Source organism: Flavobacterium piscisymbiosum (genome assembly GCF_020905295.1).
GTDB classification, from domain to species: domain Bacteria; phylum Bacteroidota; class Bacteroidia; order Flavobacteriales; family Flavobacteriaceae; genus Flavobacterium; species Flavobacterium piscisymbiosum.
In genome coordinates, this window is sequence record NZ_JAJJMM010000001.1 from 4,858,468 (window position 1) to 4,882,560 (window position 24,093).

Annotated in this window: 15 protein-coding genes; 7 read left to right on the forward strand and 8 right to left on the reverse strand. The window is 34.9% G+C overall.

Annotated features, from left to right (window positions below; translation table 11 throughout):
- Window positions 1-13: 13 nt before the first annotated feature.
- Both LNP81_RS20850 and LNP81_RS20855 read right to left on the reverse strand, forming a co-directional pair.
- On the reverse strand, window positions 14-1,216 hold the full coding sequence (locus tag LNP81_RS20850; RefSeq protein ID WP_230039176.1) for an MFS transporter: 1,203 nt from the start codon (window positions 1,214-1,216) through the stop codon (window positions 14-16).
- Between the two features lie 40 nt (window positions 1,217-1,256).
- Window positions 1,257-2,087 (reverse strand): helix-turn-helix domain-containing protein, encoded by an 831-nt coding sequence (locus LNP81_RS20855; protein WP_230039178.1) that lies wholly within the window; start codon window positions 2,085-2,087, stop codon window positions 1,257-1,259.
- Window positions 2,088-2,820: 733 nt separating this feature from the next.
- On the opposite strand from LNP81_RS20855, the gene LNP81_RS20860 reads away from it, so the two are divergent.
- Entirely contained in the window at window positions 2,821-5,223 is a 2,403-nt protein-coding gene (locus LNP81_RS20860; RefSeq protein WP_230039180.1) for a TonB-dependent receptor, read from the forward strand.
- 34 nt (window positions 5,224-5,257) lie between these two features.
- Window positions 5,258-6,592: a DUF4374 domain-containing protein gene (locus LNP81_RS20865; RefSeq protein ID WP_230039182.1), complete on the forward strand. Its 1,335-nt coding sequence runs from the start codon at window positions 5,258-5,260 to the stop codon at window positions 6,590-6,592.
- A gap of 299 nt (window positions 6,593-6,891) precedes the next feature.
- Here LNP81_RS20865 and LNP81_RS20870 read toward each other — a convergent pair whose 3' ends face one another.
- The gene (locus LNP81_RS20870) at window positions 6,892-8,145 is read right to left on the reverse strand and encodes a DUF4272 domain-containing protein (RefSeq protein ID WP_230039184.1); all 1,254 of its coding nucleotides are present in this window, start codon (window positions 8,143-8,145) and stop codon (window positions 6,892-6,894) included.
- Window positions 8,146-8,681: 536 nt separating this feature from the next.
- Here LNP81_RS20870 and LNP81_RS20875 point away from each other — a divergent pair.
- A complete protein-coding gene (locus LNP81_RS20875; RefSeq protein WP_230039186.1) occupies window positions 8,682-10,370 on the forward strand; it encodes a glycoside hydrolase family 28 protein in 1,689 nt (562 codons plus the stop codon).
- A 230-nt stretch (window positions 10,371-10,600) separates the two neighbouring features.
- On the opposite strand, the gene LNP81_RS20880 is transcribed toward LNP81_RS20875, so the two are convergent.
- Complete coding sequence (locus tag LNP81_RS20880) at window positions 10,601-11,245, reverse strand: MBL fold metallo-hydrolase (protein WP_230039188.1); 645 nt, start codon at window positions 11,243-11,245, stop codon at window positions 10,601-10,603.
- A 96-nt stretch (window positions 11,246-11,341) separates the two neighbouring features.
- On the opposite strand from LNP81_RS20880, the gene LNP81_RS20885 reads away from it, so the two are divergent.
- A complete protein-coding gene (locus LNP81_RS20885) occupies window positions 11,342-12,214 on the forward strand; it encodes a LysR family transcriptional regulator (RefSeq protein WP_230039190.1) in 873 nt (290 codons plus the stop codon).
- 66 nt (window positions 12,215-12,280) lie between these two features.
- Here LNP81_RS20885 and LNP81_RS20890 read toward each other — a convergent pair whose 3' ends face one another.
- The 4 genes from LNP81_RS20890 to LNP81_RS20905 form a co-directional block, all read right to left on the reverse strand.
- Window positions 12,281-14,728, reverse strand: a complete 2,448-nt coding sequence (locus LNP81_RS20890; RefSeq protein WP_230039192.1) for a glycoside hydrolase family 3 C-terminal domain-containing protein — start codon at window positions 14,726-14,728, stop codon at window positions 12,281-12,283.
- Window positions 14,729-14,768: 40 nt separating this feature from the next.
- Entirely contained in the window at window positions 14,769-15,656 is an 888-nt protein-coding gene (locus tag LNP81_RS20895) for an alpha/beta hydrolase (protein ID WP_230039194.1), read from the reverse strand.
- 285 nt (window positions 15,657-15,941) lie between these two features.
- On the reverse strand, window positions 15,942-18,251 hold the full coding sequence (locus tag LNP81_RS20900; protein WP_230039196.1) for a glycoside hydrolase family 3 protein: 2,310 nt from the start codon (window positions 18,249-18,251) through the stop codon (window positions 15,942-15,944).
- 12 nt (window positions 18,252-18,263) lie between these two features.
- Complete coding sequence (locus LNP81_RS20905) at window positions 18,264-20,522, reverse strand: TonB-dependent receptor (RefSeq protein ID WP_230039198.1); 2,259 nt, start codon at window positions 20,520-20,522, stop codon at window positions 18,264-18,266.
- A 391-nt stretch (window positions 20,523-20,913) separates the two neighbouring features.
- Here LNP81_RS20905 and LNP81_RS20910 point away from each other — a divergent pair, with 391 nt between their 5' ends.
- From LNP81_RS20910 to LNP81_RS20920, 3 genes are all read left to right on the forward strand, one after another.
- A complete protein-coding gene (locus LNP81_RS20910; RefSeq protein ID WP_194616281.1) occupies window positions 20,914-21,660 on the forward strand; it encodes an NUDIX hydrolase in 747 nt (248 codons plus the stop codon).
- Between the two features lie 409 nt (window positions 21,661-22,069).
- On the forward strand, window positions 22,070-22,657 hold the full coding sequence (locus tag LNP81_RS20915) for an RNA polymerase sigma factor (protein WP_230039200.1): 588 nt from the start codon (window positions 22,070-22,072) through the stop codon (window positions 22,655-22,657).
- A gap of 225 nt (window positions 22,658-22,882) precedes the next feature.
- Window positions 22,883-23,923, forward strand: a complete 1,041-nt coding sequence (locus LNP81_RS20920) for a FecR family protein (protein WP_230039203.1) — start codon at window positions 22,883-22,885, stop codon at window positions 23,921-23,923.
- Window positions 23,924-24,093: the final 170 nt, after the last annotated feature.

Below are 24,093 nucleotides of genomic sequence, written 5' to 3' on the forward strand. Positions count from 1 at the left end.
ATGCTTTAGAGTTTCAGCTTTTTGTTACTTTAGGAATGTATTTCGCGTATATAACAATGGCCACCAGTACAATAAATGTAGCGGTTGCATACAATATACAAGGACTATAAAAATAAATAGCAGCTGCTGCCAATGGCGTAATCATATTATTTGCCGACTGCAAACTTTGGTTTACACCCTGTAATTTTCCCTGATTACTTTCGTCTACTGACTGTGATAATCTTGCATTATAAGTGGGGTCGAATAAGCCTTCGCCGGTAATTATAAAGATGACAGCAAGCGAAATAATTATTATGGAGGGTCTAAATACGCTGATCATAATTAATGCCAGACCAATTCCAAAAACAATTAAGCCCGCAATTCCGATACTCTTTTCGTTAAAACGTTTCAACAACCAGGGCAATAAAACGGCTCGCGAAATAATCTCGCAAATACCAACCAATGTTAGCATTGTGCCAATAAATACCGGTCCCCATTTGTAAATATCTTTTAGAAAAATGGTAAAGTTAAACTGAAAAATCCCAAGGCTTATATAAAAGAATATGCCTAAAACGAGTAACATCTTAACGTTTTTTAACTTAAAAATATCTTTAAAATGCGAAAACACATTAAAACTATTCAACGTTAAATGTTTCGTTCTTTTTTCGGGAACCAAAGATTCCGGCAGTAAAAAATAAGTCGCCAAACCCGAAATAAAAATTAATCCCGCAGTAACAAAAAAGGGTAACGAAAGAGAAATTCCGCCTAACAATCCGCCTAATGCGGGACCTCCCAATTTGCCTATTCCCATCGCAGAACCTATATAACCAAACCACTTGGCCCTTTCTTTTGGTTCAGTGGAATCAGATATGTAAGCAAATAAAATGCTAATGTTTCCAGCTGTAAGACCGTCGATAATACGTCCCAGAAAAAGAACCCAGAGAGCGCCACCAATTCCGAATAAAACATAGCCTATTACAGAACCTAATAAACTAAAAATAAGAATATATTTTCGTCCGTATCGATCGCTTAACGATCCAAAAATAGGTGCTGCAAAAAACGTACAGGCTGCAAAGACCGACATAAGCGCGCTCATGCCTACAACAATTTGTGCTGATGGAAGATATTTTCCAACAATAAAGGGTAACAACGGCAATACAACCGACATGCCAACAGAATTAAGGAGTACAATCCCGATGATAATCCAAAATATGTGTTTTTTTGATTTTGTTTTCATATGTAATAATTGAAAGACAAAATTCTAAAAAGGGCATTCCTTAGGATTGTACAAACGCGACAAAATCGTTGCTAATAGTTTGTTTTGCCTTTCTTGCAAATGCACCGGGCGTGGTGCCGCTGTAGCGCTTAAATTCCCTGCTAAGATGAGATTGATCTGTATACCCTAATTCCTGAGCCAAACCTGCAATATTAGCATCGGGAAAATGCCATAAATGATTGCGTACCTGTTCAAAACGCATCAAACCGGATACATCTTTTACACTATGACCGGAGGATTGCTTGAAGTTTCTTTCTAATGTACGAACTGTTGCATGAGCCGCGGACGCTACTTCACTTACCGGAATAATTCCTTTCGCATTTCGCATTGCCAGTCCGGCTTTAAACAATAAACTATCAGCAGGAATTTGTGAGTGTGCATTCACAAAAAACTCTTGTACATGTGCAATCGCTTCTTCTATTTTATTGGTTTGAATTAATTCATTCAAACGTGATTGAAGCTGAGCAATAGGGTGTTCGAAAATATGCACTCCGCCTTTGCCCTTTCCTGACGGCAATCCGAGTAAATCAAAAACAGTCCAGGGAAAACATCGTATGGCAATAATTTCTAAACGATTATTCGAATTTAAAATAACAGGCTCATTGAGTAATCCCATTATAAACGGTGATGGCAAGGGCTGTAAAACTCCATTATAAGAAACACTGCAGGTACTTCCAAAATAAAAAATAATTTCAGCATAACCATCCGGCATAACTTCAAAATTGGAGAATTCTTCACCGGAATCTCTTCTGTCGTACCAAAAACATTTGATGCTATCCTGCAATATTTCAGGAGGTTCGAATTCAAGATGGTGCAATTTGAAATTAAGCATAATTAAGGTTTAATGGAAACAAAGATAAAGAAGAATATATGAAAGCCTGACCACATTATAAATCGATTATTAAGCGAACCAGAAAGTTTATAATCTCGACGAATGAGACGCGGATAAAACGGATTTGCTTCGCAAAAGCGCGGATTAAAACGGATTTTTATTCTTTTTATTTGCTTAACGCAAAGTAACCGCAATCTTGTCTTCCTGTACGAAGGATCACACTAGTAATTCCGTAAAGTGATGCTGCAATCTTTGTCGATATTCTTTGTCGAGTTTCTTTGTCATGGCACACGGATGACACGGATTTGCTTCGCAAAAACGCGGATTAAAAACGGATTTTTATTCTTTTATCATTTGCTTAACGCAAAGTAACCGCAAGCTTGTCTTCCTGAGGAACGAAGGATCACACTACTAACTCCGTAAAGTGATGCCGCAATCTTTGTCGATATTCTTTGTCGAGCTACTTGTGTGATCCTTCATTCTTCACGATGACAGAAAAAAAATCTGTGTAAATCCGCGTTTTTGCGAAGCAAATCCGTGTCATCCGTGTGCCATGACATTGTTTGTAAAACTCCAGCTGAAGCAGGAACCTATTCATAATCCTTATAATCTGGAACATTTTTCCCCAACATTAGAATTTCTAATGTAATTCTAATGATCTTCTAATTCATTTATTTAGATTAAATATAAACAATAACATAAGTTTGCGCTCCTATTGGTAAGTAAATAAATTATGAAATTTTTAGCAGTTGTGTTTTTGTTTGTTCATTTTTCAGTTTGGTCTCAAAAAGGAAATATTAACGGAAAGGTTCACTTTTCTCACAACGAACCGGCTTTGGGTGCTACAATACTGGTTTTAGGAACACAGAATTTTGCTGTTGCAGATCATAACGGAGACTTCAAAATCAAAGCAATTGCTTACGGAAATTATACTTTAGAAATTTCTTCACCTGAGGGCAAAACTAAAACGCATACCATTCACGTACACCAGCCTTCTCATCATATTAATATTGCTTTAGAAAAAAATGATCCTAAAGCTTTGAAAGAAGTTGTGATTCAGAAAACCACTGTAAAGAAAGAAATTATGGAGAAAGGTTTCTCTGTAAATGTCATAGATACTCAGGAAGCTGCAAAACGTAATATTCAGACCAATGATCTTTTAGGGCAATCGGCTGGAGTTCGCATCAGACAAAACGGAGGTTTGGGATCGAGCATCAATTATAATTTGAATGGAATGTCCGGAAATGCCATCCGAATATTTATAGACGGAATTCCTATTTCGACTTACGGTTCTTCATTCAGTTTAAATAGTATTCCGCCTGCATTAATTGAGCGAATCGAAGTGTACAAAGGAGTAATTCCGGCACATCTGGCAGATGATGCTTTAGGAGGTGCGATAAATGTAATTTTGAAAAAAGGGGCTAAAAACACCCTGAATGCTTCGATATCTTACGGTTCGTTTAATACCACTCAATCCAACTTTAATACCACTTACCGCGATAAATCTGGTTTTACATTAAAAGGTTCCGGTTTATATAATTACTCGGATAACGATTATGAAATCTGGGGGAAATTTGCCTATAATATTGCGCCTAACGGAGTGATGACGCAAATAAAAGCCAAACGGTTTAATGATGCGTACCGTTCTTATGGCGGACGTTTTGAAGCTGGATTTACAGATGTAAAATGGGCAGATACTTTCTTAATTGGTATTAATGCTTCTGACGATTATAACGAAATTCAGCACGGACAAGCGATGTCTAAACCCTACAAAGGCAGGTTTACAGAGGCTGATGCACAGGTAATAAGCATTAATTATGCTAAAAAAGATTTTATTGTAAAAGGACTTGAATTCACCGTAAACTCTGTTTTTAGTCAAAGAGGAGAAGTTTTAAATGATACAGTAAAATGGAATTACAATTGGTTTAATGAAAAAGCAATTGGTATTGATGGTCAGCATTTTTTATCGCCAACGGGTGCACAACAAGGTGCTGCTACAATTTTGCACATCAATAACAAAATATTCAGTACAAGAGGCGGATTGAACTATACCTTAAATGATAATCACAAATTTGTTTTTAGCACGATGCTTTATGACTTTGCCAGAAATGATTATGATGAATTAAAATCTGAAATGGAAAGAAATTTTCAGCAAAAGCGAGATCTTCAAAAAAGCGTTTTGTCTTTTGCCTACGAACTTCAGGCGTTTGATTCCCGACTAAGAACCAATTTGTTTGGGAAACGCTATAACCAAAAAACAGAACAAAGAACCCCGCAGATTATTACTACAGGCGGACAATCTGCAATAGTCGAAAAATTAGATAATAATAATACTACTTTTTATGGTTACGGTTTCGCAGGATCTTATTTTGTTTTACCAAAATTGATGTTCTCTTTATCGGCAGAAAAAGCGATCAGACTTCCTTCTGAAAATGAAATTTTTGGTAATCCGGGCGAAAATCAAACCAGTAACAGCTCATTAAAACCTGAAGAAAGCGACAACCTGAATGTAGGACTACGTTTTGGACCTTACCTCATTAATCAGCATAAATTTAGTTTTGGCGGCTCGGGATTTTGGAGAAATTCTAAAGATAAAATCGTTCGTGAGTTTAGTAATCGTTTAAATGAAGCTTTGCAGACCTCACCTTCAGTAAACTTAGGTACAGCACAATCTTTAGGGTATGAAGCTTCATTAGAATATTCATATAATAAAAGATTATTTATAGGAATAAATATGTCTAAGTTCAATTCGCTCTTTAAAGATAAATACGATAAAAACGGACAAATACTGGATTACTATAACAAGCAATATCCTAATGAGCCTTATTTTATTATTAATGGAAATGCTCAATACAATTTTAAAGATGTATTGCAGTCTAATTCGGAGTTGAATTTGTATTACAATTTTACTTATGTGGGCGAATTTTTCACCACCTGGCAGGAAACTCAAATAGATAAAGTGCCCTCTCAGTTTCCGCATGATTTAGGTTTGAGTTATACTTTTCCTAGCAAAAAATACATTGTGAGTTTTGATGCCAAGAATATCACCAACGAACAGGTTTACGACAATTTTGGGGTTCAAAAACCGGGAGTAGCATTTTATCTGAAATTCAATTACATACTGAATAAGTTTTAAATCTATATAATTAATTTTTTTAAATACCATGAATATGAAAAAAAGTACATTTAAATTAATGGCATTTGGTTTGGTTTTTACCACATTTGCCTTAACGACAAGCTGCAGCAGTAATGATAATGAAGACCCGATAACACCAACATTGCCAGAAACAGAGAGCCGTTGGATAACAGTTGCAGGAGCCCTAATGCAAACTGCTCCCGGGGATGGAAATGGTGGAACTAAAGTTTTTTCTGTTAGTAAAGAAGATGCAAAAAATCCTAATATTTCTATCAACGTTTACGACAACGGAACGCCTGTACAATCAACCAGAACAGCTCGTTTACAATCATCTGTAGACGGAAACACGCTTTTTAATATTACGTATACAGGTGCAAACGGTGGTGAGTTTATGACGTATAAAGTAAATGGCGGTAATAATTTTACACAATCAGGATCTACAGTAAACATATCTCAATATGCGGGAACTTCTCCAAGATGGACCAAACTTTTTGACGGAGATAAAACAGGTGTAGCAGTAAACGTAACTGCGCCAGTAATTGTAACTAATGAAGATAAATCATATAAACATACAAGAGGTTCTGCTACTGTGTTAAGTTTAGATTTAAAAAATATCCTGATTTCTGCTGCAAAACAATACGAGATTCCGTTAACTCCTGAAGAAGAAGCTTTAGGACATCATATTTTCCGTTTAGATGCACCAACTCTAAACAAAGCCGGAAACAAATTAATCATCGGAACATGGATGCGTAAAACAAATACTGCTACCGGAGCAAACGAAACTGAATTTGAGCGTTTAGGTTCTAAATCACTTGTGGTGGATTATCCGTCATTATTAAACCCTAAAATTATTACTTCTACAGTTGGTTTTGGAGACACAAGCGGATACCGTAGTTTTAATAGTTTTGTGGCTAACGATGGTAATATTTACCAAGCTACTCAAAGAGATACAAAAAACGGTTCTTATATCTTAAAAATCAACCAAAGCAACGAATATGACAACTCTTACGTATTTAGTTTAGATACTGCTCTTGGCGTAAAAGGATCATACATTGATGCATGGAGATACGTAGGAAACGGAATTGCTTTTGCAGTTTATACTCATGATGGTGCTAACAATCAAGGGTTTGTTGCAAGAATCGATCTTAACGCAAAAACAGCTAAAAAAGTAGAAGGTATTGCTTACGATGCTGATTTAGATTTTGGTCAATATCAAGGTTTTGTAGTTGATGGTAATGATTTATATGTAGCTGTAACACCAGTTGGTAAAGACGGTAACATTTATATCATTGATGCTGTAACAGGCACTGTAACAAAAGGAGCTAAATTGGTAAACAAAGCAGGAAACCATTATATTGGTGTATTCTAAAAATAACAATAGCAGAAATGCAATTGCAACAATGCTATTACTTGAGTTTTTTTTTAATTAGAACATTCCGCTTCAGATTTTTGGAGCGGAATGTTTGTTTACTAGTGATTCTTGAGGGATAAATTAACCGCGAAGAACGCAAATGTTTTACTTTATATTATACTGATAAACAAAAAGTTCGCAAAGCTTTCTATTGATACAGCGTTGCGAACTTTGTCTTTTTTATAAACCCCCATAGATTGATAAACTTTGCGTTCTATGCGGTAAAATTATGCTCAAAGAAAAGCAACCTTTACAAATTAAGTATCACAAGTAATAAAATCCCAATCCTGCTCCATATAATTAATCAGCCAGTTTAAGGCATATTGTCTTTCGTAAACGATACCCGGATTAATTCCTTCGATTTCCCTGCCATTGATTCTCTCATCAACGCAAGCCCAATTGAATCTGTAATACAAATCATTGGCATCCAAAATTTCACTTTTAGATCGTATTGCAACAATCGAATCAATAAAAATATTGGGGTCTTTGTCCTGACCCACAGGGTAATTATCAGGATCAATGTTTTCCAGATCACAAAATTCATCCGGAAAATCCAGTGTTTCTATTTTATTCAAAGCCCACATCAAAACCCATATTCCTTCACATTTCCAGCTTTCGTTTGCTTTTTTATCATCGGTTGGGTTGGTCAGAAATTCTTTCTCATTCTCAGTCGTAAAATCCCAAAGATTATAATTTTGAAGATATTCTGTCGCTTCTTCGGGAGAAATGCTACTAAACGCCACTAAATTGACGACAGCCAAAGCACTCACTCTTTGCGCAATTTCTTTTGGAGTTCTTAAAGTAGTTTCTGCTTCAGATTCAATACAAGGCAAATTTCTGTTGATTTTGATATCATATTCTTTCAGAATTTTTTCGTTATTTTCTTTTCTTTGCAACTGATCTTCTGTCAACTCATTCTGATCTGCATCAAAATAAACCGAATTAATTCTGACATCTAATGCATCAATTTCGCAATTTCCTTCGGTATCAATAATCAAATCTAAATTTTTATCCAGAAAATGTTGTCCGCTCGATTTACTAATAACCGCATCAGGCTCAACAAACAAAATCGCATCAAGTTCGTTGGCGATATTTGCTATTATGGTTTTCAAATTGGCTAATTCTCCCTCTTCCTGAATAATGGTAAATTCAGAATTTAAAGTTTCTATTTTGCGCAAAAATAACTCTTTTACTTTTTCGTTTGCAGTTGGCAATCCATATACAAAACCATAAAGTCCTTTTAAGTTCGCTGTTAGCGCAGAATCATCAATTTCAGGAATTTGATAAGAAGGCTCGGCTCTTTCGCGATATAAGATTTTTATTTTTTGAGAAGAATTTCCATCTATAATTTCCAATTCTATGATATCAGATTCCTCCTCTTTATCAATTAAAACATTTCCTTTCGGAAAATGAGAAACGATTATTTCTTTAATATTATCAAACCCGGATTGGTGTGAGTAAATAGTACAAATCATGCTATTATTTCTATTTGTGATTAAATATTCAGGCATATAAAATTGGTATATTTAGGCTAATATAGGTTTATTTTACTACAAAATGCAAACGTAATCAGAATGAAATTTATTGCGTTACAAAAAAATGTTTCACGCAGATTTAATATGGATTTAAGCAGATAATGCAGATTTATTTTGCGAAAAAATATCAAATTTTAATTTGCTGAAATCTGTAAAAATGGGCGTGAAATATTTTTAATTGGCTTTCGCCGAAATTCACTTCTTTATCTCTAAAATTAAAAATAGAATAAATCTTAAATTCTAAAAATGTATCCCGTACTTTCCTGATACCTTTAAAATAAACCGATGAATCAGACTTTCTTAACGAATCTCTTTTATTTTGTGGCTAAGATCAATTTTAATCTCTTTTCTAAATATTTTTTAATAGATTTGTGTAATCGATTACATTTACATATATTTATCGATCGAAGTTCTTTTTTTCTGAATCAGCAAAAAAACAAGGATCAATAAATACATTTAGCAAAAAAGTCTCTCTATTAAGACTGAAATTTTTTAACCATAATACAATTAGAATGAAAACTAACCCAATTAACTTTTTACGTATTGCTCTGGCAGTTATAATAACAAGTTGTGTGCAAAACAGTATTGCTCAAAATTCAAAGTCTTATGATACTTATAAGAATATTGAATTTAAAATGGCTAAAGTCAAAGAACCTGTAATTCCAAAAAACAGCGTAAACCTTAAAGATTTTGGTGCTGTAAATGGCGGTTATGTTTTAAATACAAAGGCTTTCGCCGATGCAATAAACGCGGTTTTAAAAAAAGGAGGCGGAAAAGTGATCATTCCTCCCGGAATCTGGCTTACAGGTCCAATTTTATTAAAAAGCAATCTTGAACTTCATGCAGAAACTGGTGCATTAATCATTTTCTCGCCAGATAAAAGTTTATATCCCCTTATAGAAACCAGCTTTGAAGGATTGAATACCTGGAGATGTATCTCTCCTATTTATGGTAAAAACCTTGAGAACATTGCTTTTACCGGTAATGGTGTCTGGGACGGATCAGGAGAAGTTTGGAGACAAGTAAAAAAGAGCAAACTAACGGATAGCCAATGGAAAAAAGTGATTGCTTCGGGCGGAGTTTTAAATAAAGAGAAAACCAGCTGGTATCCGTCAGAAACTTTTATGAATGCTTCTAAAGGCGCTGATCAAAACGTACGTCTGGATTTAAAAACCAAAGAAGAGTTCGAAACCATTCATGATTTTTTACGACCTGTAATGGTAAGCATTCAAAACAGTAAAAGAGTATTATTTGATGGTCCGGTATTTCAAAATTCGCCGGCCTGGAACATTCACCCTTTGATGGTCGAAGATTTAATTGTACGTAACGTAACGGTTCGTAATCCGTGGTATTCTCAAAACGGAGATGGTCTTGATGTAGAATCCTGCAAAAATGTAATCATCGAAAACTCTAGTTTTGATGTGGGTGATGATGCTATTTGTATTAAATCAGGAAAAGACAAAGACGGTCGTGATCGCGGCGTTCCTTGCGAAAACATTATCATAAAAAATAATATTGTATATCACGGACACGGTGGCGTAACTGTTGGAAGTGAAATGTCAAGCGGTGTAAAAAACATGCACGTATCTAATTGTACCTTTATGGGAACTGATGTTGGATTACGTTTTAAAAGTAATCGCGGACGTGGCGGTGTAGTCGAAAATATTTTTATTTCGGATATTTTCATGACTAATATTCCTTCGCAGGCAATTTCGTTTAATTTATATTATGGCGGAAAATCGATCGAAGAAACGCTTGCTGAAGGCGGTAATACATTAAGTTCTAAAGCAATGCCGGTGAACGAAGAAACACCTCAGTTCAAGAATATTTCCATCAAAAATGTAACGATAAAAGGAGCTCAACAAGCTGTATTTTTACAAGGTTTACCTGAAATGAATCTGGAAAATATCGAAATTTCTAATCTGACAGGAAATGCCAAAAAAGGCTTTTCTATCATCGATGCCAACGGAATTAAAATAAGCAATGCGAAACTAGACATAGAAGAAACCACTGTTTTTGAAATTTACAATACTAAAAATATGTCCCTTAAAAATGTAGAATTCAATTCTACTTCTCCTAAAGCGATTACAGTTAACGGAGAAAACAGCCAGAATATAGAATTTGTTTCATCGGCTAATTTTAACCTAAGCAATAAAACAACTGTTGGAGAAACTGTTCCCAAAGGAGCCGTAAAATTCTAAATTAAAAGTAATTCATAAAAAAGGGTTGAATCCAGATACATTTTGATTCAACCCTTTTTTATATCCTCTTCATTCTTTCCTCTTTATTCTTTCCTCTTTATTCTATCCTCTTTATTCTATCCTCTTTCCTCTTTCCTCTTTCCTCTCAAAAAAAACTAAAACTCCAAAACCGGCTTTTTCATATCATGATACAAAAGCACTTTCCAGCTTTGTTCTCTAGCTTCCTGTTTTCATTTTTTTCTAGATTGCATGGCACGTTTACCATCATAATCTGTTTTGTAAGCTACATGCATTTTTAGATACGCTTCTTGTGGCAAATCATCTGCTCCGTAAAAGGTGATCTCGTTATTTTCCTTAATCCAGAAAACCTGATGAAATGGCGAATGTCCGCCTGAAACTTCATAGAAAATTTCATTTGTGATTTGTCCCTTATCATCGTTAAGAAACTCAACATTAGGAAACGATTTAAACAGATTGAGGATGTCAAGATTATAAGAAGGATGTTGTTGCGCTAAAGCAAAATCTAATTCTCGTTCCTGCATATAAATCGTTGCATTTGGAAAATTTTGAATGAAGTTTTCTCCCTCAAAAAAACCAATTCCCTCGATATGATCTTTATGAAAATGCGAAATCAGAACTTTTGTAATTTCTTCCGGTGCTATATTGTGAGTTTGCAGTAAATGATGAATAAAAGGTTTTCCGTTTTTGTTAATTCCTAAACCTAAATCTAAAAGTATATAATCATTTTGAGTAATGATCAAAAAAGGCTGAATCGCCATTTTAAGCCCTGAATCTAAAGGAAATTCATTGATGAGTTTAAATTCTTTTTCGCTGCTTACAACATAATTTCCTTCTTGTAGTGGTATTATTTTCATTTTACTCGTTCATTATTTTTACAAAGGTCTAAAGAATTTCTATATTTGTAAAACGTTATTTTTCGATAGCATCAATCGATAAAACCGATTTAAAAAATGGAACTCAGACAACTTAAATATTTCCTTAAAGCCAAAGAATTACTCAACTTTACTGAGGCTGCAAATGCTTTAAACATTAGCCAGAGTACTTTATCGCAACAGATTAAACAACTGGAAGATGAATTGCAGATTCCGCTTTTTAACCGAATTGGCAAGCGGATTACCTTAACCGAAGCTGGAGAATTATTCTCAGGTTTTGCCTTGCAAAGTATTAGCAAAGCCAATGAAGGGTTGGCATTATTAAAAGACTTAAACAATCTGAACACCGGAAAAATTGCAATTGGTGTTACTTATGCCCTGCGCGATATATTAACCCAAGGTGTAATTGAATTTGCAAATCAATATCCTGAAATAGAATTCAAAATTGTTTTTGGAACTTCTAAGGAATTGCTAGAAAAACTAAATCACTTTGAACTGGATGTCATTCTGACTTTCGAAGAAATCATTACCGAAAATCATTTTAATTACCAGATCCTTTTTACATCACCTATGACTCTGGTAACTTCGACAGCATCTAACTTAAAAAACAAAAAATCGATATCATTAAAAGAAATAAGCAAATTGTCGCTTGCACTTCCCTCAAAAGGATACAGTACAACACAATTTATCAGTGAAGCTTTTGATAAAAACAATCTGCATCCAAAAGTTACTATCGAAATAAACGATATTCCCACATTATTAGAACTTGTAAAAAGTGCTAATTGGTACACCATTCTTACTCAAACTACTATTAAAAATGAAAAAGGGATTTCGTGTATTCCGATCGAAGGAAAAAATATGACGCGTAACGCCATGATTATTTCGATAAAGGAAGTATATGAAAAGAAAGCGGTGAAGGTATTTTTGTCCATTTTGAAATCGCTGGTATAAAAGCAAAAAAAGCCTTCAGGACAAAATGTCTCAAAGGCTTTTTTACTAACAATAATTAACTAACAATTACGGTTTAAGCTCAGTAAATTTTGAATCTAATTCAAAAGATTTCTTTACTTTTTCTACTGTAATTTCTTTTGCAACTGAAAATTCAACTGATTTTTTAATATCTAAAGAAGAAGCTCCAACAAAAACTTTATAAGTTCCTGCTTCTGCAATCCAGGCGCTTTTGCTTTCTAAAAATGAAGCCAGGTCTTTTGGCGATAAAGTCAATTGTAATGTTTGGCTTTCTCCCGGTTTTAATTCTTTGGTTTTACCAAAAGCTTTTAATTCTTCTTTTGGTTTATCAATAGATTTTGATGGTGCAGAAAGGTAAACCTGAACAACTTCTTTTCCTGCTACTTTCCCTGTATTTTTAACGGTAACAGAAACGGTTAATTTATCTTTAAAAGTTGGTGAACTCAATTTTACATTAGTGTAATCGAAAGTCGTGTATGAGCTACCAAAACCAAATTCGTAAGATGGTTTTATGTTGAAAGTATTAAAATAACGGTATCCTACATAAACGCCTTCTTCATAAGTCACCTCTTTTGGATTCTCAGCAGGAAGTCCCGGAAAGTTTTTCGCAGATGGTGTATCAGAATATTTCGCAGGGAAAGTCATCGTCAGTTTTCCAGATGGATTTATTTTTCCTGAAACTACGTCAGCAACAGAATGTCCGCCTTCCTGACCTGGCTGCCATGCCAGTAAAATAGCATCTACTTTATCTTTCCATGAAGCTGTTTCGATTACACCGCCAATATTCAAAATAACCACTACTTTTTTTCCTTTTGCATGAAAAGCTTTTGAAATTTTATCTAGCATTTCAATCTCTTCATTGGCCATATTAAAGTCATTATCAACCACTCTGTCTCCTCCTTCTCCAGAATTTCTTCCTAGGGTTACAAACGCAATTTCACAACTAGCCGCTTTTTTAGCCATAAAAGCATCATCCATTTTCATTTCAGGAAGTCTTTCCGGCAAAGCCAAAATACCTCTTGCTTTTCTTCTTTCTTTTTCAGCAATAACTTCTTTTTCAGCGTGCGGTTTATACAAGTCAACTAGTTCTTTATCTAATTTGTAACCTGCAGCAGTCAAACCTTCTAAAAGAGAAACGGTGTGCTTATTATTCACACTTCCGCTTCCTGTTCCGCCTGTAATCCATGCATAAGAAGTTACCCCAAATACCGCAACCTCTTTTTGCTTGTCAGCAAAAGGCAATGCATTATTCGTGTTTTTTAGCAAAACCATTCCTTCTGCAGCAGCATTTCTGGTTACTTCAGCATTTTTAGCTAAATTAGGTTTATCACTGTATTTATATTTTGCAAAAGTTGGCGTACGAAAAATATATTCTAAAATTCTTTTCGCATTTGTATTCGCCACTTCCTGAGATAATTTACCCGAATTTAAAGCTTCTAAAAGTGCTTTTTTCTGAACCGGAATTCCAGGCATTAATAAATCATTTCCCGCAATCATTTGTTTAACAACATCAGAGTTTGAACCTTTTGAAATCGATTCGAAACCCGGAAAACCACCAAGCCAGTCCGTCATTACAATTCCTTTAAAACCCCATTCGTTTCTTAAAACTTCGGTTAGCAAATCTTTTCTGTCAGAAGTATATTCGCCATTCAGTTTGTTGTAAGACGACATTACAGTCCACGGTTGAGATTCTTTTACCGTGATTTCAAAACCTTTCAGATAAATTTCTCTAATCGCTCTTTCAGAAACGTGCGCATTAATTGTTAAACGATTGGTTTCTTCATTATTCACAGCAAAGTGTTTGATCGAAGTTCCCACACCTTGCGACTGAATTCCATTTACAATTGCCGCTGCTGTTTTCCCTGAAATCAACGGATCTTCAGAATAATATTCGAAGTTTCTTCCGTTCAAAGGATTTCTGTGAATGTTCAAAGCAGGAGCTAATAAAACATCAACGCCATATTCTTTTACCTCATTACCCATTGCTTTTCCCACTTCTTCTAAAAGTGCTTTATTCCAGGTCGAAGCCAAAGCTGTACCTACCGGAAATGCCGTTGCATAATAGGTTTTTGTATCATTTTCTCTCGTTGAAGCAATTCTTAAACCTGCAGGACCATCGGCTACAACCGTTGCAGGAATTCCAAATCGTTCGAAAGCAGCAGTTCCGCCCGCAGCTCCGGGAACCAAACCTTGTTTAGAATCTCCAACAGGACCAGTCAGAACTTCGATACCCGGCATTCCGGTTCCGATAAGCAATTCTACTTTTTCTGCATTGGTCATTTGTTTGATGATTGCATCAATTCTTTGATCATTAGAAAGACGCGTATCTTCCCAAATATCTAATTTTCCGTTTCTGTTTAAATCGAAAAATTTAAATCCTTTGACGGTTAAAACCGGAGGATTCGTTTCATCTTTAGGAGTATTCCAGGACAAATTAGAAAGCACTAATGCTGTCAAAAGCGTAACTCTTGCTGTTTTTATAAATGTATGTTTCATATATAGATAGTTTAAATAGTCTCTTTATTAAAGAGAAATATTAGTTTAGAAATCCTTGTAGTGTAAGCCATTCTTCAAAACGGGTTTCCCAGGAATCTACCGGCAGGTTTTGTTTTCCTGTTCCAAATCCGTGACCGCCTTTTGAGTACATATGCAGTTCGACACTTTGTCCGGCTTCCAGCCATTTATTGTACATCTGAATACTTCTTGGAGCCAGTTTTAACTGATCGTCGCTGGCTGCGCACAAAAACATCGGGATTTTTTTCTCTGGAGTTGCAACCGTTAATAATTCAGGTCTTGGACCTCCGTAAATATTGGCTACAAAATCCGGTAATTGATCTGCTGTATTTTCCAGAACTGTTTCCATCGCCACTGTACTTCCTGCAGAAAACCCAATTATGCCGACTTTTTTAGTATCGATGCCGTATTTTGAGGCATTGTCACGCACATATTTTAAAGCATTTTTTCCGTCTTGCGCTGCTAACTTTATAGTAGCCAAAGAGTTTTTTTCGAAAGCTGCTCTGTCTTTGAGCTTCTCCATCATTTCTCTTGCCGGATCATTGGTTTCGGTTTTGTTCAAACGGTATTTCAAAACAAAAGCCGTGATGCCTTTTTTGCTAAGGATTTCAGCCAATTCTTTTCCTTCTCTGTTGATGGATAAACTCTGAAAACCTCCGCCCGGAGCGATTACAATAGCAGTTCCTGTATTTTTTACTCCTTTTGGAACCTGATAAACCAATAATGAAGGATCGGTGACATTGTAAACTACTTCTGTTTTAAAAAGGTCAGAGTACATTTGAGCTTCTTTTTGCGTCCAGTTTTCAGATCCCGGAGCTTTTCCGGTGTATAGTTTTACGGTTTCCTGCGCTTTTGCTGTTGTGCCTAAAAGCAGGCAAAAAGCAAATAGTATGGTGATTTTATTTTTCATTTGTTTGTGGTATTTGTTGTTGCATTGTTAGTAAATCTCGTAAAGGCGCTAAGTTTTTTTTCAATCGTTGCTTAATTTGCTCGCAAAGTCACAAAGCCGCTAAGTTTTTTGTTTCTCGCAGATTTTAAAAAGATTTAACATGAGCGCAGATTATTATAATAAATTTAAATCTGCTTAAATCCACGGAATCTGCGTGAAACAAAAAAACTTTATGACTCTGCGAGATTAAAACTCAAGCCAATCAGAAAAAACTTTGTGCCTTAGCGTCTTCGTGGCCTAAAAAAATTACTTCTTATAAACCTCAGTTCTCGCATCTTTAATAACACCTTTCCAATTCAATCCGTAAGCAAAGTCGTAAACATTGCCTTCGCTGTCTTTGTGCGGAGTCATATCGTAAGGAACATCTTCAAATTGTTTTTCAACCGTTTCCATATTCACCGGCATCTGAACTGGCAATAATCCTGATGGTTCTGTTTTTCCTGAAATAATATCCAGAACGGCTTGCGTAGAAACTCCGAAATTCAACACAATACCGTCAACCTGTTTTTCAAATTCATTAAAAATCATTGGCTTTGAAGCCGTAACCGAAACTATAACCGGTTTTCCGTTCATCATGTCTCTGGTATCCAGAATTGTTCTTAAATCCATAGTATTTGCAACTGTTACTGTTTTATTTTTATAAGTTCTGTCCTTAATTGCAGGGTCAATAACCTGATCTCCGGCTGCGATACTTTTGGCTCTCGCTTCGGTTGCTGTATAAGTTCCGTATTGAAGTGAAATTGGCACATAACCGTTGCTTCCGTTTTGTCTGTCTTTTAAATCGTAACCGCCTTCTAAACTTTGCGGACTTGTAACAAAAACAATAGCAAAATCTGCTTTTGATGGATCTTCGGTTACATTGTAATATTTCTTAACCAATTCTAAATTTACCGGATATTCCAATTTTGGCTGACTTGCAACGCCCCACCAGTCTTTGGTAGAAGCCTTATAAATCTTCGGAATAAAAACTGTCTTCTTTTCTTTAAGAGGTAAAACCGAAGCTTTGTTTTTCAATAAAACCACCGATTTTAATTGTGCCTCATAACCTGCTTTCATAAATTCAGAATTACCCACAATTGCTTTTGTTTCGGCAACATTCAAATATGGATTTTCGAAAAGTCCAACTCTGAAAATATTCTTCAATAAACGAACGGCAGATCTTTCAAAACGCGCTCTCATGAAAGACTCTCCAAATTCTTTAATTCCCATTTGATAAGCTTCCAGAACCGGTTTTTTATCATTGTTCCCACCAAATTGATCTACTCCGGCAATAATGGCTTTGTAGTGTCTTTCATTAATCGAAAGATTCTCAACCCCCCAAGGTTTACCGGCAAAAAGATTTGGTGTTTTTCCTTCATCTCCCGTCACAAGCCAATCTGTACAAACTACGCCGTCATAACCGTATTTATCTCTCAATAAATCAGTAATGATATATTTGCTGTAACCATTGGCTACGTTTTCGTTGTATTTTTTATCCTGATCAAAAGTGATCGTATAATAAGGCATCACCGCTGAAGCTTTGCTTGTTTTTCCTTTTAGTTTGAAAGCACCATTGATAAACGGATCAATATGCTGTTGAAGATTATTTCCCGGATAAACGGCGAATTTTCCGTAAGCCCAGTGGCCGTCACGTCCGCCTTCTTCAGCACCACCACTTGGCCAGTGTTTTACCATTGCATTTACACTTTTGTAACCCCAACCATCCTTGATTTCGTCTTTTCCGTATGAAGTTTGAAATCCGTCAATATAAGCTCTTCCCATATCTCTGGTTAAGGCTGGGCTTTCGCCAAAGGTCATCGAAATCCTGTACCATCTTGGTTCTGATCCTAAGTCGATTTGTGGAGATAAGGCTGTTGCAATTCCTAACGCACGATATTCTTTAGCAGCAATTTGACCAAACTGTTCTACAATTTTGGGGTCGAAAGTTGATGCCATTCCTAAACCATCCGGCCACATTGAGATTGTTCCTCCTGCTCCTGCATTAAACTCTGCGGTAACAGTTGCATTATGACGCGGATCTGTACTGGTATTACTCGGAATTCCCAGACCAATTCCTTCTACGAAAGCCTGCATTTGGTTGTTCCATAAAGCAGCTACTTCTGGACTTTCTACATTTGTGATCAAAACATGGCGAAGATTATCTTCTTTCAAAAAAGCCTTTTGCTGATCTGTTAAGTCGTACGCTTTAGCATTGCTTTCCGGAAATACTTTTCCGTTATAAGTTCCTGCATTATAACCTGCTATTCCTGCCGGTAAAGCCTGATGACGACTGTATAACATTAATCCTGCAATTTGTTCTACTGACATTTGAGAAGCTAAATCTTTAGCTCTTTCATCTGCCGAAAGGCGCCAGTCTTCGTACTTATCCAGTTTTCCGTTTTTATTTAAATCTTTAAATTTCTTTCCGTTAACTGTTAGAATTTTGATGCCGGATTCAGGAGAATATCCCAAATCGGCACCTTTATTGTTTTTAATAATGGTAAAATTTTCCTGCTGAGCTTGTACTGTAACGCTTATAAAAAAAGCGAAACCGACAGTTATGATTGTTTTTTTCATTTTAAATAAAATTTAGAACCTGAAATTAAGAGAAGCTTCTAATGTAAACGGACGAATATAAGATCCTACCAAAAGCTGGTCGTAATAAGCTGAAGCATCTGTAATCAGCTCCGCACCACTAATCGCTCCTTTTGCACCTGTTTGGTTTAAGAAGTTCACAGCTGTTAAACCAATATCAAAATGATCGTTGATTTTGTAATTTACACCTCCAAAAGTTTCCCATCTTGGCGCAAAAAATAACGCGTTTGTTAAGTTGGCATATTGTTTACTGAAATAACGGAAACTCGCCCAAACCTTGAAATCTCCGTAAGTATAACTCGGATCAATTTCCATTAAAACTTTAGAAATTTCCAAAACGTTTTTATCGTTATAAGAATAGTTATTTCCAAAAGCAGAGAAATCATAATTCTTGTAAACCGGATCCTGAAAAGTAATTAAGTAATGAAGATTAAAACCTTTAAATGGTGTTGCTACCATGTCTGTAGTCCAGCCTAAGGTTTGAATATCGTAAAAAACAGTTGCTACTTCTGACTGGCTTCCATCTGCAGGATTTACCAGATTCAATCTCGCCTGATAATTGTTTCTTGTTAAATAAGTTGCCTGGGAAACAATGCTTAAATTTTTCAGGTTGTAGTACAATCCAAATGCTGCCAAAGGACTTTTTGTTTTAGCCAAATTAGGCGCAACAGATCCTGAATAACTTTCAAGCTGTCCATTTTTTTCTGTATAAGTGAAATCAGCAAGAACTCCGGCACTTTTTGTCACTTTGTAAACTGCATTTACAGAACCTCCTAAATGAAACCAGTTGTTATCAAAATATGATTTTTGGCTTGGATCGAAAACTACATTTGGTGTTCTTGGTGTTTGGTAATAATCTCCTTTTAATTTGTGGTATCTTAAATTGATACCATAAGCCAATGTCAAACGATCTGAAATAGTCCAGTTATCAGAGAAATAACCTGATAATTTGTTCTCGAATCCGTTGTGGTATTCTCCACCAACATTGTAGTTATAAAATCCGTCAGCATCTGTATTTGAAGTTCCTCCCGGAGTATTTCGAACTAATTTATCAGGATTAGCGCTTACTGTTTGATTAAAGAAAGAACGGCTTGAAGTAAACTCGTCTACATTATAATAATATTCTAATAATCCAAATCTCCATTTGTGTTTCTCTACATTCTTTTTAATTTCGAAACGGGATAAAAAGGTTGTTGTTGGCGTTCCGTCAGTATACAATCCCAACATTGAGTTTACATTTCCTACATAAGGCTGACCCGTTGCCTCGTATGTAAAATTATCAGCTGCAGTTCCCTGAAAAATACTCAACGGAATGGCAATTAACTGTGATGCTTTTGAAGTTCTGAAGCGAGTTGAGAACGTAAATTTCCAGTCGTTGGCCAAATCGTAATTTCCTAAGATATCAAATGTGTGTGAAGTTGTTGCTGCATCGCTCCCGCCCATATCGGCAAACTTAGTTTCGCCGGTAAGTATGTCTTTGAATTTCATTGTTCCATCATTTACGATGTACGAGTCACGACCAATTTTAAAATCATTGTATTCTTCGACTTTTCCGCCTTCTTTATATCTAAAAACGGCATAGTTGGTTAAAGAAGCTGAGTTGGCATATTTATATAAAAAGCTTATTTTCCCTTTTCCGTTATTGAATTTTTTGGTAAGTCCTGCTCTGTAAATTTGAGTTCGGTCAGAATAATTGGCAAATTTTAAATCGAAAGAATTGGGATCGAAATTAGCGTAAGCTCCCATGGTATACGACCAGCCTTTTGCTAAAGGTCCTGAAACATTAAGATCTCCTTTCATCCAGCCAAAACTTGAACCTGAGAAATTACCAACAATTTCTAATTTATCTGTTCCTAATTTAGTGTATGAGTTTACCGCAAAACCTAAATCTCCGGTTGTAATAGCCGCTTCTCCAATTTTTAGTAAACCGGTTCTCTCCAAACTTTTACTTTGTCTCCAGGTTCTGTTTGGTAATTCAGGCCAGAAATAATACACAACTGGCAAATCATTTTCCTGAATCGTGATTCCACCAACGGTTGATGGCAAACCAATATTTACATCACGCGGACCTGAGTTATTGGCAGCGTTAAGCATTACGTTTCTATTTTTTTCTTCTTTGGTATCTGTTTCTACAATTTTGGTAATTGTTTTAATGGAGTCTAAGGCTTTTTGTTGCTTTTTATCATCTTGAGAATAGGCATCAAGAGTCGGAAAAACAGCCATACAGATTGCTGAGATTAGCATTTTTTTCATAAGTGGTAAGTTAGTTTAAGTAAGTTTTAATTTCATTGCTTCATTATGAAGCAATATTAAAAACAAATTCTCATATCAACAAATAAATGCCTAAATAATTTTCATAATCTCACTATTTCAAGCTTATAAATTTCATAAAAACAATAAAGAAGAAATATGCTTATGTAATTCAAAAACAGCAAAAAAGAAACTACCTCGTTTGCGTAAAGTATTGAAATCACTAGTTAAAGTCATATTGACCCTATTTTAATTCAGAACAACAAATTCAAATTAAAACTTCGTTTTCTGAATCAGTATTTTTTTTTATGCCTTAAAAAAAATGTCAGAAAAAATTGAAACGATTTGGCTTATAATTCTTAAAAAGATTAAATTTGGAGTTAACTTTACCCTTATGGAATTAAAACATATACTTGAAAAACAATCTGCAGAGTCCTTTAAAAAATATATTCCGACGCTTTCTATCGATTGTGCTATTTTTAGTTTTAACGAAAATTCGCTTCATGTTTTAACCGTAAAAATGAAAGATCAAAATTCCTGGGGACTTCCGGGAGGTTATGTAAAAAAAGAGGAAAACGTTGATGATGCGGCAGTTAGAATATTAAAAGACAGAACAGGAACAGAGAATATCTACCTGCAGCAGTTTTATACTTTTGGAAATTTAAAACGTTCTGAAAGTGCTTTTGAAGAGCATGATGACAGTATATGGAATAAACAGCGTTTTGTATCTATTGGTTATTATGCGCTCGCAGAACATTCGCACGTAAAATTGGTTATCGATGAATATTCTACTGCCGTTGAATGGCACTCTATAGACAATCTTCCGCCATTTATGATGGATCACAGATCGATTTTAGATAAAGCTTTGCTTACTCTTCGCGAGCAATTGAACAATCATCCTATTGGTTATAATCTTCTAAGTGAAAAGTTTACAATGCCGGAATTGCAGAAATTGTATGAAGCCATTTTAGGAAAAAAACTAAATCGAGGTAATTTTTATCGAAAAATCCTTCGCTATGATATTCTGACCAAACTAGATGAATCCCGAAAAGGTGGCGCACATAAAGCCCCTGATTTGTACAGCTTTGATTTAGAGAAATATAACAGCGCACTTAAAGAAGGTTTAAAAGGAAGCTGGTAAATCATTATTATCTTATCCTATTTCTATATACCAAGAATAAACATTCACTTTTTTTGAGATAAGTTATTGTATGTGAAATACATTTATTTCATGCCCTTTTATGGTATGAAATATTTTTTTTTTATAGTAATAATCTTCTTTTTTATCTCTAAAACCAATAGTTACCTATTTTCGTATATTTTATAAAACAAAGCTCTTAAAGCTTGTAAAATAGAAGCTTTAAAAGAATTTCGTACTCAAAATAGTACGTTTCGTTGATTTATAAAATGACTGATGTATTTTTACAAATTAAACAAATTTTGTAATAAATAATTAACAAAATAACATTTCGACTAAATATTTTCAGTGGTAATAGTGCATATATTCAAAAAAGTAATAATATTGTCCAAGTTAACAAATTATTATCTAAATGTCTTTAAATCCCAATTCCGACCAAAGCAAGCTCCTTTACGAGTTATCGCAAGGGAATGAACTGGCGTTTACAAAACTGTATAATGAATACAAAAATGTTGTTTTTTCTACTGCTTTAAAAATAACAAAATCCAGAATCTTAGCCGAAGAAGTTGTTCAGGATGTCTTTTTGAAAATCTGGCAAAATCACGAAAATCTGGCTGAAATTACCAGTATCGAAAATTATATTTTTATTATTTCCCGCAATCATATTTTTGACATGATCAAGAAAATTGCGAGAGATACGTCTATAGTTGTTGAGACTAATTACAAAAGCACATCGACCAATGATACCGAAGATGCTATAAAAGATGATCAGTACAATGTTATTCTCAATCAAATTGTTGATCAGCTTCCGCCACAGCAGCAAAAAATCTACAAAATGGCAAAATGGGATGGTTTAAGTCACCAAAAAATTGGTGAGGATTTGGGCATCTCTACAGAAACAGTAAAAAAACATATGGCTCAGGCTTTGAAATTTGTTCGCACAAAAATTTCACCTTATATGAATATGTTCATGACATTGTTTTTATTTTTTAAAATGTAAACTTTCGGCCACAGCTAAAAAGGCCGTTTTATATTATTTTACATTTTTTTTACATTTTTTTCACTTTCGACTACTCCTTCCCTATTTTTCAATCGTCTTTATAATAAAGATCATTACTTGACATAGGTTTATCTCCTCTTTTAACAAGATCATTGCATTACAACAAAAACAAAAAACACCCAGGTTTACTATTATAAACGATTATTAACTCACAATCAAACGCAAATGCAACAAAAAGTATTTGAAGAATTATTCGAAAACTACCTGCAGAATAATTTATCTGAGGCAGAACAACAAAAGCTGATGGAGATTATCCAGTCAGGCACTCATGATGATTTTATAAAAGAAAAGATTCAGTCGCTGATGAAGGAAAATCAGAATGTTGAAATTCTCGATAAACAAAAAAGTGATGATATCCTTAGTTTTATTCTTTCTCAATCATCAGCTCCTAAGGTTATTTCGATTCATGATAATAAAAGATCTTATAGAAAAATTGGAAGAACGCTGGTTGCCATTGCCGCAGCGATCACCATTTTATTTGCTTTAAGAACTGCTTTTGTTTATGAAAATGTACCTAATGCCATAAAAACAAAAGAAGAAAATATAGAGAAAGAGAGTTCGATTTTGGCATTTAACGGAAAACAGCTTATTCGTTTACCAGACGGAAGTACGATTATCCTAAACGATAAAAGCAGTATCACGTACGACCAAAATGATTTTGACAAAGAAACCAGAGAAGTTACTTTATCCGGAGAGGCTTATTTTGATATTAAAAGAAATGAGAAAAAACCATTTATCGTGCATACAGGGAAAGTAAGTACAAAAGTTTTAGGAACTGCCTTTAATATCAATGCTTACGACACATCTGATAATATAGAAGTTACGGTTGAACGTGGTAAGGTACAAGTGGGAGATGTTAAAAAAACTTACGGTATCATCACACCTAACCAACAAATAAAAGTGAACAAAAACACTTTAGACTTTGAGCAAAATAATATTAAAATCGAAACTGCAATCGCCTGGAAAAGTAATTACCTGATTCTGGACGATATCAATATGGAAGAGGCTGTTGCGCTAATTTCTCAAAAATATAAAGTCTCGATTGTATTAGAAAATGAAAACATTAAAAAATGCAGGATTACTGCCAGTTTCTTAAACGAAGAAGATTTAGATCATGTTCTAAAAGTAGTATGCAGTGTAATCGAAACCACTTATCATTATAATCAAAATAACGCCATTGTCCTGGAAGGAAAAGGCTGTGAATAGCACCAATAACGGAGTATTAACCTTTTAAAAAAACGATATAAAAACTAGCTAAAACCAAAATAAAAAAGCCATCTAGCTCCTACACCAGATGGCCGCGATTCTTAATAATTAATTCCAGTAACCATTAAAAAACATGCAAATTTATGAAATTACGCTGTAAAACAACCATG